Origin of the sequence: Psychrobacter sp. PAMC 21119 (assembly GCF_000247495.1) — a bacterium.
Lineage (GTDB): Bacteria > Pseudomonadota > Gammaproteobacteria > Pseudomonadales > Moraxellaceae > Psychrobacter > Psychrobacter glaciei.
In genome coordinates this window covers 166,560-182,418 of the sequence record NZ_AHVZ01000022.1, presented here as the reverse complement: position 1 = coordinate 182,418, position 15,859 = coordinate 166,560, and the positions used below count along the sequence as shown (strand labels likewise).

Genomic DNA, 15,859 nt, shown 5'->3' with positions numbered 1-15,859 from the left:
GATCGCTAAAACCATCCCAAACTAGGCGTAAACCGACGATAATGTCGAGACCTTAGCTAGGTTTACAACAACGTTTGGGATGGTTTTAGTAGCAGCCCTAAGTATACAAGCAGGGGCAGGACTATTTTTTGCCAATATATGGCGAAATTGTCTACCCTAGAATGACTAGGCGTCAAAAATTTCACTGCGTATTGTCTAAAAAATAGACACTGCCAGTTCCACATTTGAATGTTCAACAGACCCTAGTTTAAAAGCGATATTAATAGAAGATGCTAAGAGAAAATACTGAGAAAAGATCATGACGTTTTTATTAACGCTCCTTGCGGCAATATTTGTCTTAGGTCCGCTTATTGCCTTACATGAATGGGGGCACTACATTGTAGCGCGGCTCTGCGGCGTTAAAGTATTGACCTATTCGATCGGTTTTGGTCCCAAACTCTTTGGCTGGACGAGCAAAAAGAGCGGCATTGATTATCGTATCTCAGCGCTGCCGCTGGGTGGTTATGTCAAGATGCTGGATGAGCGTGAAGGCGAGGTAGCCAAAGATGAGCTACATTTGGCCTTTAATCGTCAGCATCCGCTAAAAAAAATTGCCATCGTTGCCGCTGGCCCTATCATGAACTTTGTCATCGCGATTGCGTTGTTTTGGGTGTTATTTATGACGCCATCAGAGCAGTTGGCGACGAAGATTGGGCAAGTACTACCTGATACACCAGCGGCTATAGCACAGCTGCCCGTTGGTGATAAAATCGTTGCGATTGATGGTCATGAGGTGCAAACGTGGGAAGGTATTAATTATCGCCTTGCTGGACGGATGGGCGAGACTGACAACGTTAGTATTACCTTGCAATCAGAGTCACAGGCTTCCAATGCAACGAAGACTTATCAAGCACCCGTTAAAACCTTTATGCAAGGCACCTCGCAAGGTAAAGACGCGCTAACGAGCTTTGGCATGCTACCATGGCAGCCAGATATTGAACCTATCGTTGGTGATTTGAGTGCTGATGGTGCTGCCAGTCGGCAGGGGTTAAAAGTCGGTGATCGCATCACAGCTATCAATGATACAGAAATCAAAGATTGGATTAGTGCTACCCGTATCATTCGCGATAATCCTGAAACGCTGCTTAATTTTATGGTCATGCGTGACGGAAAATCTGTTCAATTACAGATTATGCCGCAAGGTAAAAAAGACAATCTAGGTAATGACTTTGGACAAATTGGTGCTATGGTAGCGCAGTCTGAGATTGTCATTCCCGATGCTTATAAAGCCACCGTCGTGTATGGTCCTGGTGAGTCATTGGTTAAGTCGTTTGAAAAGACAGAACAGTTGGCGGTGATGACGGTCAGCTCAATGGGCAAAATGCTCTCAGGTATGATTGGTCTGGACAATTTATCAGGGCCTATTACGATTGCTAAAGTCGCCAAACAAAGCTTTGATATCAGTTGGCAGATGGTATTGTCCACCGCTGCTTTGATTAGCCTGAGCCTCGCCGTACTCAATCTTTTACCGATTCCAGTGTTAGATGGTGGTCATATTGTGTATTATCTCATAGAGCTGATACGTGGTAAGCCTCTCTCGGAAGGGATACAAATGGCAGGGCTAAATATCGGCTTACTCTTGCTGGCAGGTTTCATGGTGTTAGCAATTGGTAATGATATCAGTCGGCTGTTTTGATAGACTACAGAGCAGCCTAAAGGGTAAGCCGCGATACACTAATGGTTTTGCGCGTATCGTGCGCTGATTATAAGTAGGCGTGCTGCGCTCTTTTGTATCGCTGTCTCTGTACTAATCGTAATTTTTAGTTTATTTTATGATGCGTTTTATATAAAGTGTCCTGAGTCTCCCGCGAGTGAGCGAATGATTTCACTCGGATTGGGCTAGACAACATGTGCTTTTTAACTTAACTTCAGCAAGTTTTTTATTGACGGATAGTGTTTATGCGTACGCCTTTATTTATGAGCGCGGCAGGGTTGCCGTTAGTTGTAGCGATGATGAGTATGCCTGTACAGGCGGCAGAATTTGTGGTCACTGACATCGGTTTCAATGGTTTACAACGCCTAACTCCTGATAGTCTCTATCCGGTTTTACCTATTTCGGTAGGCGACACGGCGAATGATAGTAGTCTGGCAGCCAGTATTAAGGCGCTATATGCGACTGATAACTTTGCCGACATCCAAAGCCGTGTCGAAGGCGGTCAGCTACGATTTGATGTCGTTGAGCGTCCAATTATTGCTGAGGTCAGTTTCGAAGGTAACAAGCTCATTCCAAAAGAAGGTCTAGAGCAAGGACTTGGCAACGCTGGTCTGTCAGTCGGTAGTGTACTTAAGCAATCGACATTGCAGGGCGTCGCCAATGAACTACAGCAGCAATATATTAGCCAAGGTTATTACAATAGTAATATCGAAGTTGATCAAACGCTGCTGGATGGCAACCGTGTCAAGCTTGATGTGCGCTTTATCGAAGGCAAGCCTGCTAAAGTGGTTGATATCAATGTTATTGGTAACACACATTTTAGTGACGAAGAGATTAAAGACGTTTTCGCTGTCAAAGAGTCGTCATGGACACGTTTGCTGTCTAAGTCTGATCGCTATGCAAAAGAAAAGCTGGCTGCCAGTTTAGAGAATTTGAAAGCGCTGTATCAGAACGATGGTTATGTGCGTTTTAACGTGGATAATGCGGTACTCAATATCAGTGAAGACAAACGCAGCGTCTTTATTGAAGTCAGCTTGAGTGAAGGCGAGCAATATCAGTTTGGGGAAGTGAATTTCTTAGGTAAGCCGACATTTGAGACCAATGAGCTTAAAGAATTGGTTACTTTTGAGCAGAATGAAAAGTATTCACAAGCCAAGCTTGATGCCACGACTGCCTCTCTAAAGAGCCGTTATGGGAATGAAGGTTATTATTTAGCACAAATTCGACCAGTACCGCGTATTAACGACGAAACTAGAATGGTCGATGTCGATTATTATATCGATCCAGCACGTCCTATCTATGTACGCCGTATTAACTTTACAGGTAATACCAAAACTCAGGATGTGGTACTACGTCGTGAAATGCGTCAGTTAGAAGGGGCGCTCGCCTCTAGCGAAAAAATTCAGTTGTCACGTACGCGTCTGATGCGTACAGGTTTCTTTAAAGCAGTCAACGTCGATGTCAAGCCAGTACCCAATCAGCCAGATCAAATGGATGTGAATTTTACGGTTGAAGAGCAGCCTTCTGGTAGCTCAACGATTGCTGCCGGTTACTCGCAAAGTGGCGGTGTTACTTTTCAGTTAGATTTGACGCAAAATAACTTCATGGGTACGGGTAACCGCGTTAAAGCGGCACTATCACGTTCAGAAACCCGTGATTCTTATAGCTTGGGTTATACCGATCCGTACTTCACCGAAAACGGTGTTTCGCAGGGCCTGAGTGCCTATTATCGTGAAACCAAATTTGATGACAGAAACGTCAGTAACTATGTCACTGACTCTTATGGCGCTACGCTGAACTATAGCTATCCTGTTGATGAAACCAAGCGTGTTAGTGCTGGTCTAAACGTTGATAATACGTCAGTACGTGGTGGTCGCCTCCTTGGTGTATCAAACGTACAACAGATCATCGATGATGGTGGATCGTTTGAAAACTTTACTGGAGACTTTGAAGGTCGTACTGGCTTCAAAAACGACTATCAGACCTATAACTTGTTGTTTGGTTGGGATTACAGTACTTTAGATCGCCCGGTCTTTCCGACCAAAGGTATGAGTCATACGGTTGATGCGACCATTGGTCTTGGTGATGCCAATTATCAAAAACTCGTTTATCAAGGCAATGTGTACTATCCACTTTATAAAGATTTAGTCGCACGTGGTTATACCAAGCTCGGTTACGGCAATGACTTACCCTTCTACGAAAACTTCTATGCGGGTGGCTACGGCTCAGTGCGTGGTTATGAAGCGTCAACACTAGGTCCTAAGTCACAGGGTTATTTTGACGCGATTGATAGTGACCGCCGCTTTAAAGACGAAGAGGTCGGTGGTAATGCCTTGGTCAGCTTTGGTAGTGAGCTGATCTTACCAATGCCATTTAAAGGTGATTGGGCAGATCAAGTGCGCCCAGTGCTATTTGCTGAAGGTGGTCAAGTATTTGATACCACGAGTAAAGAAGATCGTACGTTTATTGACCCTAATACGGGTGACCCGACTAAGAATTCAGATGGCAGTGAAATAAAGCTATTAACGCAAGATAATGACATGCGGTATAGTGCGGGTGCAGGTGTGACTTGGTATACGCCAATCGGTCCAATTTCACTGAGTTATGCCGTACCGTTCGGTGATAAAGAAGGTGATGAGACTGAGAAAGTACAGTTCCAGATTGGTAGCACGTTCTAAGTTGCCAGCGCTTATTAGCTTGGTTTGATGGCTTATATTAAGTCAATATTATAAATCAATAAAAAATCTGATCTCCATAGGTCATCGAGTTGATGTTTCAACTTGATGACCCTTTTATTCATTCTAATGTTAATGCCAACTATGATAACGATTGAGCAACTTATCACGCGGATTGAGCAGCGTCAGCCTATCATTAATAAGGCTGATCTTAGCGCTGAACAGTTACAGCTGACACTTAACAGTGTTGGTAGTTTGACCACTGCTAATGATGCACAATTAAGCTTTTTGGCAAATTCTCATTACGTCTCTAGCTTGACCAACACTCAGGCAGCAGCAGTGTTTGTCACTGCTGAATACCATGACCAAGTACCAGCAATGTCGATAGCGCTGGTAGTGGCAGCGCCTTACTTAGCTTATGCGAGTGCCAGTCAACTATTTGCTCGTCAAACGCCAGAGGTTGGTATCCATCCTAGTGCGGTCATTGCCGATAGCGCGATCATTGGTGGACACGTCAGTATTGGTCCATTTTGTGTGATTGGGGAAAATACGAGCATTGGTGCGCGCAGTCGTCTTGATGCCCATGTGGTCGTCGAACCCCACAGTACTATCGGTACTGATTGCCTCATCAAGTCGCAAGTCGTTATCGGCCATGACTGTATCATTGGCAATCATGTTAGGCTACATGCTGGTGTCAGCGTAGGGTCTGAAGGCTTTGGTTTTGCCCCAACCAGAGACCCGAGTATTACGGGCTGGGAGCGCATCGCTCAGCTTGGTCGTGTGATCATCGGCGATCATGTACGTGTTGGTAGCCAGACCTGTATTGATCGCGGTGCTATTGATGACACGGTAATTGGCAATCATGTTATTATTGACAATCTTGTACAGGTTGCCCATAACGTGCACATCGGTGATGGGACGGCTATTGCTGCCCACACGGCAATTGCGGGCAGCACGAGTGTTGGCAAACGCTGTGTTATCGGTGGGGCAGTTGGTATCACTGGTCATATTGATATCACCGACGATGTGACGTTGTCGGGAATGACCATGGTGACCAAGTCAATTAAGGTCGCAGGGTCATATTCCTCTGGAACAGCGGCCATGCCGACTGCTAAGTGGCGCCGTGCCGCTGTACGCTTTCGTCAGCTCGGCAGTGAATAGTGCCCATACAAGTTCGTCATCCATAAATTTTTTAACATAACTTTTTACATACAGCTTTTTTAATATAGCAAGGAAGCGTCATTATGAGCAGTACCCATATCGATATCCCATCCGATGAAGACATCAAAAGCTTAGCGGAGCAAGGTCTGACGTTGCCGCTAACCTATCATACGCTCAAGCATTATTTGCCACATCGTTATCCTTTTATGTTGGTAGACAAAATTATCGCCTGTCAGCCTGGTGAATGCATTACTGGTATCAAAAACGTGACCATTAATGAAGAGTTTTTCAATGGCCATTTTCCTGAGCAACCGATTATGCCAGGGGTATTAATGGTAGAGTCCATGGCGCAAGTTTCTGGCGTATTAGGCTTTATTAGTGCCGGATTGACTGCCGAAGATGGCTATCTATATCTGTTTGCAGGGGTGGATAAGGTGCGTTTTAAGCGCCGCGTCATTCCTGGTGATCAACTGATTATCCGTGCCAAAACGGTTATGCAAAAGCGCGGTATTTATAAATTTGATTGTACGGTACATGTTGAAAATGAGCTTGCTGCGAGTGCTCAAGTCATGATTGCCCGCCAAGAACAATAATTTATCTTCACTATCTTGGGGTGAAGACTGGCTCAATCGTTCAAAGACTGACGCTTATATCGGCGATAGTACTAACCACTAATCATTATAATCTGAACGGGTATTGGCTTAATTTATAAAGTTAAATTGGTTGTATTTGTTTTACTATTTACTTGCATCAGATGATACAAAGGCCTAAATTATGAGTCAGATCCATCCAACAGCACTCATCTCACCGTCCGCTCAGATTGATGAGACTGCTATCATCGGTCCTTATTGTATTGTTGGCGACGAGGTGACGATTGGCGCATATACGACGCTGCATCGGCATGTCGTCGTGGCAAGACTTACTCGTATTGGCAGCCACAATCAGTTTTATCAGTTCGCCAGCATCGGTGAAGATCCACAGGATTTGAAGTATGCAGGTGAGCGTACTTGGCTTGAGATTGGCGATCATAATACCGTTCGAGAAGCTTGTAGCTTACATCGTGGCACAGCCCAAGATGGTGGACTGACCAAAATTGGTAGCCACAATCTGATGATGGTTAATACGCACATTGCTCATGACTGCTTGATTGGTGATCATAACGTACTGGCTAATAATGTTGGCATCGCAGGCCATGTAACGATTGGCGATCATACGATTATCGGTGGTAACTCAGGTATTCATCAGTTCTGTACCGTGGATGATTATAGTTTGGTGGGCGGTGCCAGTCTAATCTTAAAAGATGTAGCAGCCTTTACTATGGTGTCTGGCAATCCGGCAAAAACCCATGGTCTCAATGTAGAAGGAATGCGCCGTAAAGACTGGTCTAAGCACACAATTGATATCTTACGTCAAGCGTATCGCACGATCTTTAGATCAGGGTTAACGACGGCTCAATCGCTCGAAATTCTAAAGCAAGAGCTATTACCGAAAGAGCCAAAAATTCAGCTGCTTGTTGATTCTTTGCAAAAAAGTCGTCGGGGTGTCGTTCGCTAATCAAGTGATAGATAGTGTATGGATAGAAAATTAGAGTATTACCTTATCGAAGGTTCGATGAACCCAACGGTTGTTAAGTAGTCATAAACATAAAAAGCCATAGCCAATTGTTATGGCTTTTTATGTTTATGACTACTTGACTTTTTTGGTCGCTTAGCAGAAACTGAGCGTTTACGATATTGTAAACAATTCTTTCATAATGTTGCTAGACGCGTCACATTGAGGCGTTAATTAGATAGTCTGTGGTATGGAGGACTATTTAAAATAATCATGGAAGATTATAAGCGACATTAATTGAAGCACGAGGACGGAAAAAATGGCTATCAATAAACAAGAACATGCACAGTGGAGCTCAAGTTTTGGCTTCGTATTAGCAGCGGTTGGTTCAGCAGTAGGTTTAGGAAACATATGGAAATTTCCATATATGGTTGGTGAAAGCGGTGGTTCAGCTTTTGTTATTGCTTATTTATTCTGTATCGCGCTGGTAGGTTTTCCTATCTTAGTTGCTGAATGGTTGATTGGTCGTCGTGGACAAAAAAACCCAGTCAATACTTTTGCAGACGTAGCCGCAAGCGAAGGTAAGTCACGCAGTTGGGGTATCGTTGGGGCCACTGGTATTTTGGGCGGCTTTTTGATTCTATCTTTTTATAGTGTGATCGGTGGTTGGGCGCTCAATTATATTACTAAAGTAGGTACAGGAAGTTTTGTAGGTCAAGATAGTGATTCTGTCGCTGCGACCTTTGATGCCATGCTTGCTTCAGCTGGTACGCTGACGATTTGGCATACCGTATTTATGGCGCTGACCGCTTTGATTGTTGGTATTGGTGTGACCAAAGGTATCGAAACCACTGCCAAAGTTTTAATGCCGCTACTAGGTGTGATTTTATTTGTCATCGTTGGTTATAACGTGATAAATGGTGGCTTTGGTGAAGCAGTAGCTTACCTATTTACGCCAGATCTTAGCAAGCTGACCGCTGACGTTATGCTTGCAGCCTTAGGACATGCTTTCTTCACGCTATCTATTGGTATGGGTATCATGGTTGCTTACGGCTCATACTTGGGTCGAGAAGTGAATTTGCTTAAGACTGCACGTACCGTGGTTATTTTGGATACGGTCATTGCCTTGGCAGCTGGTTTAGCCATCTTCCCAATTATCTTTAGCAATGGTCTTGATCCTGCTTCAGGTCCTGGTCTTATCTTTGTGAGCTTGCCGATTGCTTTTGGTAGTATGGGCGCAGGTACGATCATTGGTACTTTATTCTTCTTACTCATTACTTTTGCTGCTATTACCTCATCTATCTCATTACTTGAGCCAACGGTTGAGTTTTTAGAAGAACGTACTCCGATGAATCGTACTGTATCAACCATCGTTGCAAGTACAGTGATTTGGTTATTGGGCATCGCCGCTTTATTATCATTTAACCTATGGTCTGAATTTACGATTATGGGTAATGGTATCTTTGATGCCTTGGACAAAATTACCAGCAAATTCTTATTGCCATTGACGGGTCTGGCGGCGATTATTTTCCTTGCTTGGAAAATGGATCAACGTACTATTCAACAAGAGCTTGGCTTATCGAATGGTGCTTGGCAGCTTTGGCAAATTGTCGCTAAGTTCGTAGCACCAATTGCCGTGATCGTGGTATTTGTAACCTCGTTAATGGGCTAGTACTGATTAATTAGAAATAATAAAAGCAACACACTAAAAAGGGCTTAAGATAATTCTTAAGCCCTTTTTGTATTTATAACTATTTCAAAAAATATGATTAGCGTAAGTTTAGTTCAGGAACCGCTTGTCCACGCTTGCTATAAAACTCAGTGACGAATTCATCAAATTTGTCTTGTTCAATAGCGTCTCTAATACCTTGCATCAAACGTTGGTAATAGCGCAAGTTATGAATAGTCGCTAACTGCGCGCCTAGCATCTCTTTGCACTTGTTTAGATGATATAAATAGGCACGGCTAAAGTTTTGACAAGTATAGCAGTCGCACTCTGGGTCCAATGTACCTTCATCATTGCGATATTGGCTGTTACGGATACGTACAACGCCAGCATTGTCTAAGTCGCCTGTAACAAAGTAATGACCGTTACGCGCGTTACGAGTCGGCATGACGCAGTCAAACATATCAACACCGCGACGGACTGCTTCGACAATATCTTCAGGCTTACCAACACCCATCAAATAGCGTGGCTTGTCGGCTGGCATCGCATCTGGAATATAGTCCAAAACATCCATCATCTCGTCTTTTGGCTCACCAACAGATAGACCGCCAATGGCATAACCATCAAAGCCGATATCGAGCAGCCCTTCAAGCGACTGCTGGCGCAAATCGGCATACATACTGCCTTGAATAATGCCAAATAAGGCATTGGTACTGCCCAGTCTGTTGTGCTCATCAACGCAGCGCTGTCCCCAACGTAGTGACAGCTCTAACGATTTTTTGGCTTCGTCATGAGTCGCTGGGTAGGGCGTGCATTCATCGAATTGCATGACGATGTCTGAGTTTAAGCTGTACTGAATCTGCATCGACTTTTCTGGTGATAAAAATACTTTAGCGCCATCGATAGGAGATTTAAAATCGACCCCTTCTTCGGTGATTTTACGCATCGCCCCCAGACTGAATACTTGAAAGCCGCCTGAATCGGTCAGGATAGGCTTATTCCAATGCATAAATTTATGCAAACCACCGAACTTATCGATGACTTCAGTACCTGGACGCAGCCATAAATGAAAGGTATTACCTAACACGATATCAGCGCCAATGGCTTCAATATCACGTGGCAGCATACCCTTGACCGTGCCATAAGTACCGACAGGCATAAAAGCAGGCGTTTGTACGTCGCCATGATTGAGATGAACCGTACCACGGCGTGCACGCGTCTCGCCGCTGGCCGTTTTATGTAAGACAAATTGCATATGATAATCGCTATTTACACTATGAAAATGATGCCAATTATAGCATTGTTAGCAGTTTTTTTGGACATGGATATTTGGTGACATAGATATATCTGGTCAATGTATGTTTTGGTTAAGATTCCTTTTTCATAACCAAAAGACACGGACAGTACTAATGGTCAGTTGGTAAAGTAGCAACCATACCGGTGAGGTATTAAGAATCGCCAGACCTTGCTTTTAGATGCTGGAGACACGATATGAAAAAGGCAACCTACTTATTACTGAGTGGTTTACTACTAACATCAGGAGCAGCTATGGCTACCGAAGAGCCGAATTATACAGTGTTGTCGCAAATGGATGACTTTGAGCTGCGTCGTTATGACAAGCAGCTAGTGGCGCAAACGTGGGTGAGTGGTGACCAAGACTCAGCGAGTCGCGAAGGATTTAAGGTTTTAGCTGATTATATTTTTGGCAACAATAACGCGCCAAGTGGAGAGAGTAGCAAGATCAGTATGACAGCGCCGGTCATAATGCAGCCTGAAACCAAAGCAGATTCTGATGAATCACAAGAAATTGCCATGACTGCGCCAGTGAGCATGCAACAAACTGATGGTAAATGGCGTGTCCAATTTACTATGCCTAGTCAATACACGATACAAACGCTGCCAAAACCCAATAATCCAAAGGTTGAGATTGTTGAAGTGCCTGCACAGATCTATGGTGTGATTAAGTTCTCTTGGTTGGCAGGAGAAGACAAAGTTGCAACGAAAACTGCAGAGTTACAGACATGGATGCAAACTCAAAATCTAACAGCGACAGGTAAGCCCGAGCTGGCACGTTATAATCCGCCTTGGACACTACCATTTATGCGTCGTAATGAAGTGATGATAGCTTATCAGCCAAAATGACTCCTTATTACCAAAAATAATGCCAAAAAAAGACAGCAAATGCTGTCTTTTTTGTATTGAATTCTTAAGAAAGTTAGCTTAGTTTTTTTGCTCACGGATAATGTTTAGCATGCGGCGTAATGGCTCAGCTGCGCCCCATAATAGTTGATCACCAACGGTAAATGCGCCTAGATACTCAGGGCCCATATTGAGCTTACGCAAGCGTCCTAATGCGACTGTCAAAGTTCCTGTTACTGCCACTGGTGTTAAGCGGTTCATGGTGGCTTCTTTGTCATCTTCGACTAGATCTAACCACTCATTGCCACTGTTTTTTAGTGCCGCTTCGATTTCCTCTAACGGGATGTCTTTTTTGAGCTTGATGGTCAAGCCTTGAGCATGACAGCGCATCGCGCCAACACGGACACACATACCATCGATAGCAATCTTATCAGCTTCAGAGTTGCCAAGGATTTTGTTGGTTTCGACACCACCTTTCCATTCTTCCTTGGATTGCTTATTTTCTAATTGTGCATCGATATAAGGGATCAAGCTACCAGCGAGTGGTACACCGAAGTACTGCTTAGGAAAGCCCTCTGAGCGTTGAGTCTGGGCGATCTTTTTATCAATCTCAAGGATAGCGCTCGCAGGATCAGCCAATTCATCTTTGACCGCATCGTGTAGCACGCCCATGCCGTTGATGAGCTCACGCATGTTGTTGGCGCCAGAGCCACTCGCTGCTTGATAAGTCATCGCGCTGACCCATTCTACCCAGCCTCTATTAAACAATTCACCAATAGCCATCAGCATGAGTGATACCGTACAGTTACCACCGATAAAGTCTTTTTGACCATTGGCTAAGGCGCTATCAATGACGCTACGATTGACCGGATCAAGAATGATGATACTGTCATCTTCCATGCGCAGAGTGCTTGCGGCATCAATCCAATAGCCACTCCAGCCACTAGCACGCAGTGGTTGATGAACTTTTGAGGTGTAGTCGCCACCTTGGCAGGTAATAATTACATCACAAGCTGCTAGTGCGTCAATATCATGAGCGTCTTTTAGTTGGCTGGTTTGAATACCATCGAAACTTGGCGCATCACCACCAGCATTACTGGTTGAAAAAAATACCGGCGTGATACCGTCAAAATCTTTTTCTTGCTGCATACGTTGTATCAATACGGAGCCAACCATGCCGCGCCAGCCTACCAAACCTACTGTTAAATCACTCATGAATCTTAATCCTTTTTTACCATTATTTATTGCATTGCTAGCCGATAACAATGCCGTGAATGACCATAAAAAGCAAGGCGTTTTAGCAGATTTTGGCTGTTTTTCATACACTAATAACTATGCTCACTATAACTTTACGTTATCATCATGAGCCTACTATGAGATCTGCTGTTCTTGTATTGCATAAAGTCTGAGAAAAATGACGAAAAATATAACAAGCTCAGTATCGTGACTGCGCTGACATTGTAACGTTTTATGGTCAGCTGAGCATATTAACGCTCCGTAGTAGGCGATAGACTGATGAAATGCTAAAGTAATACCAAACCCAAATATACGACTAGCTGTGTCAAACTCGTTTAGTCTACAATGCGTAGTACTTACACTCGTTTTCCTTGCTACTCTAGTTTTTGTGAATGGTATAAGCATCTATTTTTATCAAAGATAATCATGATACAAACGTTAGTCACTGGCTAACGATGAGTATATGAATCATTGGCTCAGCCAGCAACTCAATAAATGGTTAATACATATTATGGATCTCTCATTATTATATTATGGCGCGCAGTGGTTAGCTGGACTTATCGCGTTTGTGACGATTTGGGGGTGGTTGCCTCTTGATAATTGGTGGGTGCGCGGCGTTGAGTTTCCCCGTATTCAAATAATGGTGCTTGGGATCATTGCTTGGATTGGCATGTTGGTATTTTGGTCAGACTGGCAGCTGGGGCAGTGGTTATTGTTTGTTGCCTTAAGTCTCACTTTGGCTTTTCAGATTAGAATGGTATTGCCTTATACTAAATTATGGAAGAAAGAAGTACAAAGTGCCAAGAGCAAGCCAGATGGTCAAGATCATCAACTAAAAATCATGGTGTCAAATGTCTTAACCCCTAATGATGAAATGCAAAAATTGGTCGATTTGGTCAAGCAAAGACAGCCGGATATTTTGATTACGCTAGAAAGTGATAAAAAATGGGAAAAAGCGTTACACCAAATCGAGCCAGACTATCCCTATACCGTAAAAGTCCCGCTGGATAATCTGTATGGTATGCACCTTTATTCTAAGCTTGAGCTGATAGATCCTGAAATAAAATATCTGATGATTGATGATATTCCCTCTATCCACACGCAGCTGCGATTGCAAAGCGGCCGAGTAATTTGGCTGTATTGTTTGCATCCTATGCCGCCAAGCCCGACGGAAGCGGATAAATCAACGACTCGTGATGCCGAACTGCTCATGGTCGGCAAGCATATCAAAGAAAAAAACCAAACAGCGATACTGGCTGGTGATCTCAATGATGTGGCATGGTCAAAGACAACTCGTCGCTTCCAGCGTATCTCAGGGCTATTAGATCCACGTATTGGTCGTCATTTTATCAATACCTTCCATGTCAGTTATCCATTTTTACGCTGGGCATTAGATCATATTTTCCATAGTGCTTGCTTTACAGTGGTCGATATCCAGCGTATGCCATCTGTAGGATCCGATCATTTCCCTGTCATGACGACTTTACAATACGAGCCAGAAGAAACGAGTCGACAAGAAGGTAATGCCCCCACGGCACAGGCAGAAGATATCCAAGAGACAGAAAACAAAATTGAAGAAGGCAAAAAAGAAGGCAAAAAAGTCTCAGATGAGCATAGAGAAGAGCAGCGAAGTTTTGGGTAATGGCAGACCTAAGTGATGGGGTAAAATGCGCTATCATGACGTAAGCATATGCTTACGTTAAATAAGGTCTTTAGCCTCTAGTCGCATCAAACTGATTGCCTTAAAATACCACCATCAACACAAGGATACGCATGGATGCAGTGTTGAGACCGTATCAATAAAAGCACAGGTCAGCCCGCTGTCTTATAGGATACTGTTTGTGACTTAGGATGAGTCAACAAGGAAGAAATAACAACAATAATATGAAGCGCCATAGCCCCGAACCAATCGCCCTAGGTTCGGGGCTTTTCTTTGTGTATAAATTATTGAATTATAAATTTCAGCTTCTAGCATTCAAAGTTTGAGAGCATTTAGATATAGTCAGTGAAAAGTAATATCGAACCATCACGCGCTGCTGATATCAATTTTTCTTGCTTGCTTGCTTTGCCTGTGCAGACAGAGGCTACAAAAAATTGATATCAGCAGTATCGTCGCGTTTTTGGGATATTTTGACGATACGATAGTTTGAGTTGAGGACATGCCTTAGGGTAAAAGAAAAAAGCCTATGCGTTGTTCATACAAAAAAAGGGTACATGCAATGGCATATACCCTTTTTTTATTTAGAGACTTTTACTGATATTCAGCTTGCTAGCGTCTCGTCAAGCAATTAGCCAAGCACCTGAATATAAGCGCCAGCACGTAGCTCTTGTAGCCAATCTTCTTTGGCTTGTGGTGCTAGACGTTGATATAACGCTTGACGCGCCATGTTACGGCGATATTGCTCACTAACGTCTTCTTGACGCTTACCTTCTACTTTTAAGATATGCCAACCAAATTGGGTCTTAAAAGGAGCAGAATAATCACCGACTGCTGTGTTTTTCATCACTGCTTCAAATGGTCCGACCATATCTTCTGCGCTTACCCAATCCAGATCGCCACCGCGTCCTGCTGAGCCTGGATCATCCGAATAGGTTGATGCCAAACCAGCAAAGTCAGCGCCGCTGCGTAATTGCTCATACAGATCATTAATCTTCTGCTCAGCAAGGGCATCCGTTTGTAACTCATCTACTTTGATCAAAATATGACGAGTGTTCCACTGCGGTATGAGCATTTTATCACTTTCTTTTTTATCAGCAAGCTTAATGATATCGATGCCTTCAGGTGTCAATAACGGGGCACTCACTGCGCCGACATCGAGCTTAGTAATCTCGCTCGATAACTCTGTCGGTAGCGAGGCCGCTTTATGAAAGCCCATATCGCCACCTTGTATAGGGATAGCGTAGCTGCCTTGACTGGCAGTAACGGCTGCAGCCACGTCGACATTTGGTTCTAATAAGCGTGCACGCAATGCTTGGGCCACTTTGAGTGCTTCAGCACGCTGGGCTTCTGACAGTCGGCTGTAGTCATCCATGTAAGGGACGCGTACATGAACAGTTTGGTACTCGCTTTGGTTCAAACGTTTGGCTTCTGGAGAAGCCAAAAATGCATCGATATCTTGCTCACTAATACGCACACGACTGCTGATCTGGCGTTGCTGCAAAGACTGAATGGCGGCATCTTCAATGAGTTTGGCTCGTAGGGTCGCGTAGCTCCCAGGTTGGTCGGCGTCTAAGCGTTGCTGTAAAGCAGCAATACTACCAAGCCCTTCAGCTTGAGCAATTTGACCAAGACGCTGATTGATATCGGCTTCGTTAGGATTTAGACCCACACGTTTGACCAGTGACAGTTGCAGCTCACGCAAGATGAGAGCATTTAACACTTCAGACTGTAGCTGTGCTGAATTGGCAATCGGTTCACCAGCAGCTTGAGCCCGTGCTTGTGTTTTAGTGATCGCATCAATCAAGTCGCTTTTTAAGATAGCATTTTCATTGACCAAAGCAATGATGCCATCGGTACTGTTTGCTGGGGTCAAGCGATTGACGTTACTTTGCTCAGCGCTAGCATTTGTTTTAGATGCTGTTGCAGAATTAACGGTGGCAGCTTGCGCGCTGAAACTAAGTACAAGGCCTGCACTCATACTCATAGAAAGCAGTACGGCTCGGCTGGTCTGACGTAAAGAAAAAAATCTCATGATGCTCCTCATCAATGTCATCGCATCGGATGGTAGTCGGTCAACG

The 15,859-nt window shown here is 44.0% G+C and carries 11 protein-coding genes; 8 read left to right on the top strand and 3 right to left on the bottom strand.

Annotated elements, in window-relative coordinates; all coding sequences use genetic code 11:
- Positions 1-298: 298 nt before the first annotated feature.
- The 6 genes from rseP (at position 299) to RH96_RS09295 (ending at position 8,752) form a co-directional block, all read left to right on the top strand.
- Positions 299-1,675, top strand: a complete 1,377-nt coding sequence (rseP, locus tag RH96_RS09320) for an RIP metalloprotease RseP (RefSeq protein WP_010200235.1) — start codon at positions 299-301, stop codon at positions 1,673-1,675.
- Positions 1,676-1,938: 263 nt separating this feature from the next.
- Positions 1,939-4,371, top strand: coding sequence for an outer membrane protein assembly factor BamA (gene bamA / locus RH96_RS09315; RefSeq protein WP_010200230.1), 2,433 nt, complete (start codon positions 1,939-1,941; stop codon positions 4,369-4,371).
- 141 nt (positions 4,372-4,512) lie between these two features.
- Positions 4,513-5,529, top strand: coding sequence for a UDP-3-O-(3-hydroxymyristoyl)glucosamine N-acyltransferase (gene lpxD / locus RH96_RS09310; protein WP_010200228.1), 1,017 nt, complete (start codon positions 4,513-4,515; stop codon positions 5,527-5,529).
- Between the two features lie 83 nt (positions 5,530-5,612).
- A complete protein-coding gene (gene fabZ, locus RH96_RS09305; RefSeq protein WP_010200225.1) occupies positions 5,613-6,122 on the top strand; it encodes a 3-hydroxyacyl-ACP dehydratase FabZ in 510 nt (169 codons plus the stop codon).
- A 181-nt stretch (positions 6,123-6,303) separates the two neighbouring features.
- Positions 6,304-7,083 carry an acyl-ACP--UDP-N-acetylglucosamine O-acyltransferase gene (lpxA, locus tag RH96_RS09300; protein ID WP_010200222.1) on the top strand — a complete coding sequence of 260 codons (780 nt, stop codon included), beginning with the start codon at positions 6,304-6,306 and terminating at the stop codon, positions 7,081-7,083.
- A gap of 316 nt (positions 7,084-7,399) precedes the next feature.
- Positions 7,400-8,752: a sodium-dependent transporter gene (locus RH96_RS09295; protein WP_010200218.1), complete on the top strand. Its 1,353-nt coding sequence runs from the start codon at positions 7,400-7,402 to the stop codon at positions 8,750-8,752.
- A 97-nt stretch (positions 8,753-8,849) separates the two neighbouring features.
- Here RH96_RS09295 and tgt read toward each other — a convergent pair whose 3' ends face one another.
- Positions 8,850-10,001 (bottom strand): tRNA guanosine(34) transglycosylase Tgt, encoded by a 1,152-nt coding sequence (tgt, locus tag RH96_RS09290; protein ID WP_010200213.1) that lies wholly within the window; start codon positions 9,999-10,001, stop codon positions 8,850-8,852.
- A gap of 236 nt (positions 10,002-10,237) precedes the next feature.
- On the opposite strand from tgt, the gene RH96_RS09285 reads away from it, so the two are divergent.
- Entirely contained in the window at positions 10,238-10,888 is a 651-nt protein-coding gene (locus tag RH96_RS09285) for an SOUL family heme-binding protein (RefSeq protein WP_010200210.1), read from the top strand.
- Between the two features lie 78 nt (positions 10,889-10,966).
- Here the strand turns inward: RH96_RS09285 and asd are convergent, their stop codons facing one another.
- On the bottom strand, positions 10,967-12,100 hold the full coding sequence (asd, locus tag RH96_RS09280; protein ID WP_010200206.1) for an aspartate-semialdehyde dehydrogenase: 1,134 nt from the start codon (positions 12,098-12,100) through the stop codon (positions 10,967-10,969).
- 484 nt (positions 12,101-12,584) lie between these two features.
- Between asd and RH96_RS09275 the strand changes: the two genes are divergently transcribed.
- A complete protein-coding gene (locus RH96_RS09275; RefSeq protein ID WP_010200201.1) occupies positions 12,585-13,763 on the top strand; it encodes an endonuclease/exonuclease/phosphatase family protein in 1,179 nt (392 codons plus the stop codon).
- Positions 13,764-14,409: 646 nt separating this feature from the next.
- On the opposite strand, the gene RH96_RS09270 is transcribed toward RH96_RS09275, so the two are convergent.
- Positions 14,410-15,813, bottom strand: coding sequence for a peptidylprolyl isomerase (locus tag RH96_RS09270; protein WP_010200197.1), 1,404 nt, complete (start codon positions 15,811-15,813; stop codon positions 14,410-14,412).
- Positions 15,814-15,859 lie beyond the last annotated feature (46 nt).

Coding starts and splice junctions, on each gene's coding strand:
- fabZ (WP_010200225.1), top strand. CDS start 5,613: ATGAGCAGTACCCATATCGATATCCCATCCGATGAAGACATCAAAAGC.
- RH96_RS09275 (WP_010200201.1), top strand. CDS start 12,585: ATGAATCATTGGCTCAGCCAGCAACTCAATAAATGGTTAATACATATT.
- asd (WP_010200206.1), bottom strand. CDS start 12,100: ATGAGTGATTTAACAGTAGGTTTGGTAGGCTGGCGCGGCATGGTTGGC.
- RH96_RS09270 (WP_010200197.1), bottom strand. CDS start 15,813: ATGAGATTTTTTTCTTTACGTCAGACCAGCCGAGCCGTACTGCTTTCT.
- rseP (WP_010200235.1), top strand. CDS start 299: ATGACGTTTTTATTAACGCTCCTTGCGGCAATATTTGTCTTAGGTCCG.
- lpxD (WP_010200228.1), top strand. CDS start 4,513: ATGATAACGATTGAGCAACTTATCACGCGGATTGAGCAGCGTCAGCCT.
- RH96_RS09295 (WP_010200218.1), top strand. CDS start 7,400: ATGGCTATCAATAAACAAGAACATGCACAGTGGAGCTCAAGTTTTGGC.
- tgt (WP_010200213.1), bottom strand. CDS start 10,001: ATGCAATTTGTCTTACATAAAACGGCCAGCGGCGAGACGCGTGCACGC.
- bamA (WP_010200230.1), top strand. CDS start 1,939: ATGCGTACGCCTTTATTTATGAGCGCGGCAGGGTTGCCGTTAGTTGTA.
- lpxA (WP_010200222.1), top strand. CDS start 6,304: ATGAGTCAGATCCATCCAACAGCACTCATCTCACCGTCCGCTCAGATT.
- RH96_RS09285 (WP_010200210.1), top strand. CDS start 10,238: ATGAAAAAGGCAACCTACTTATTACTGAGTGGTTTACTACTAACATCA.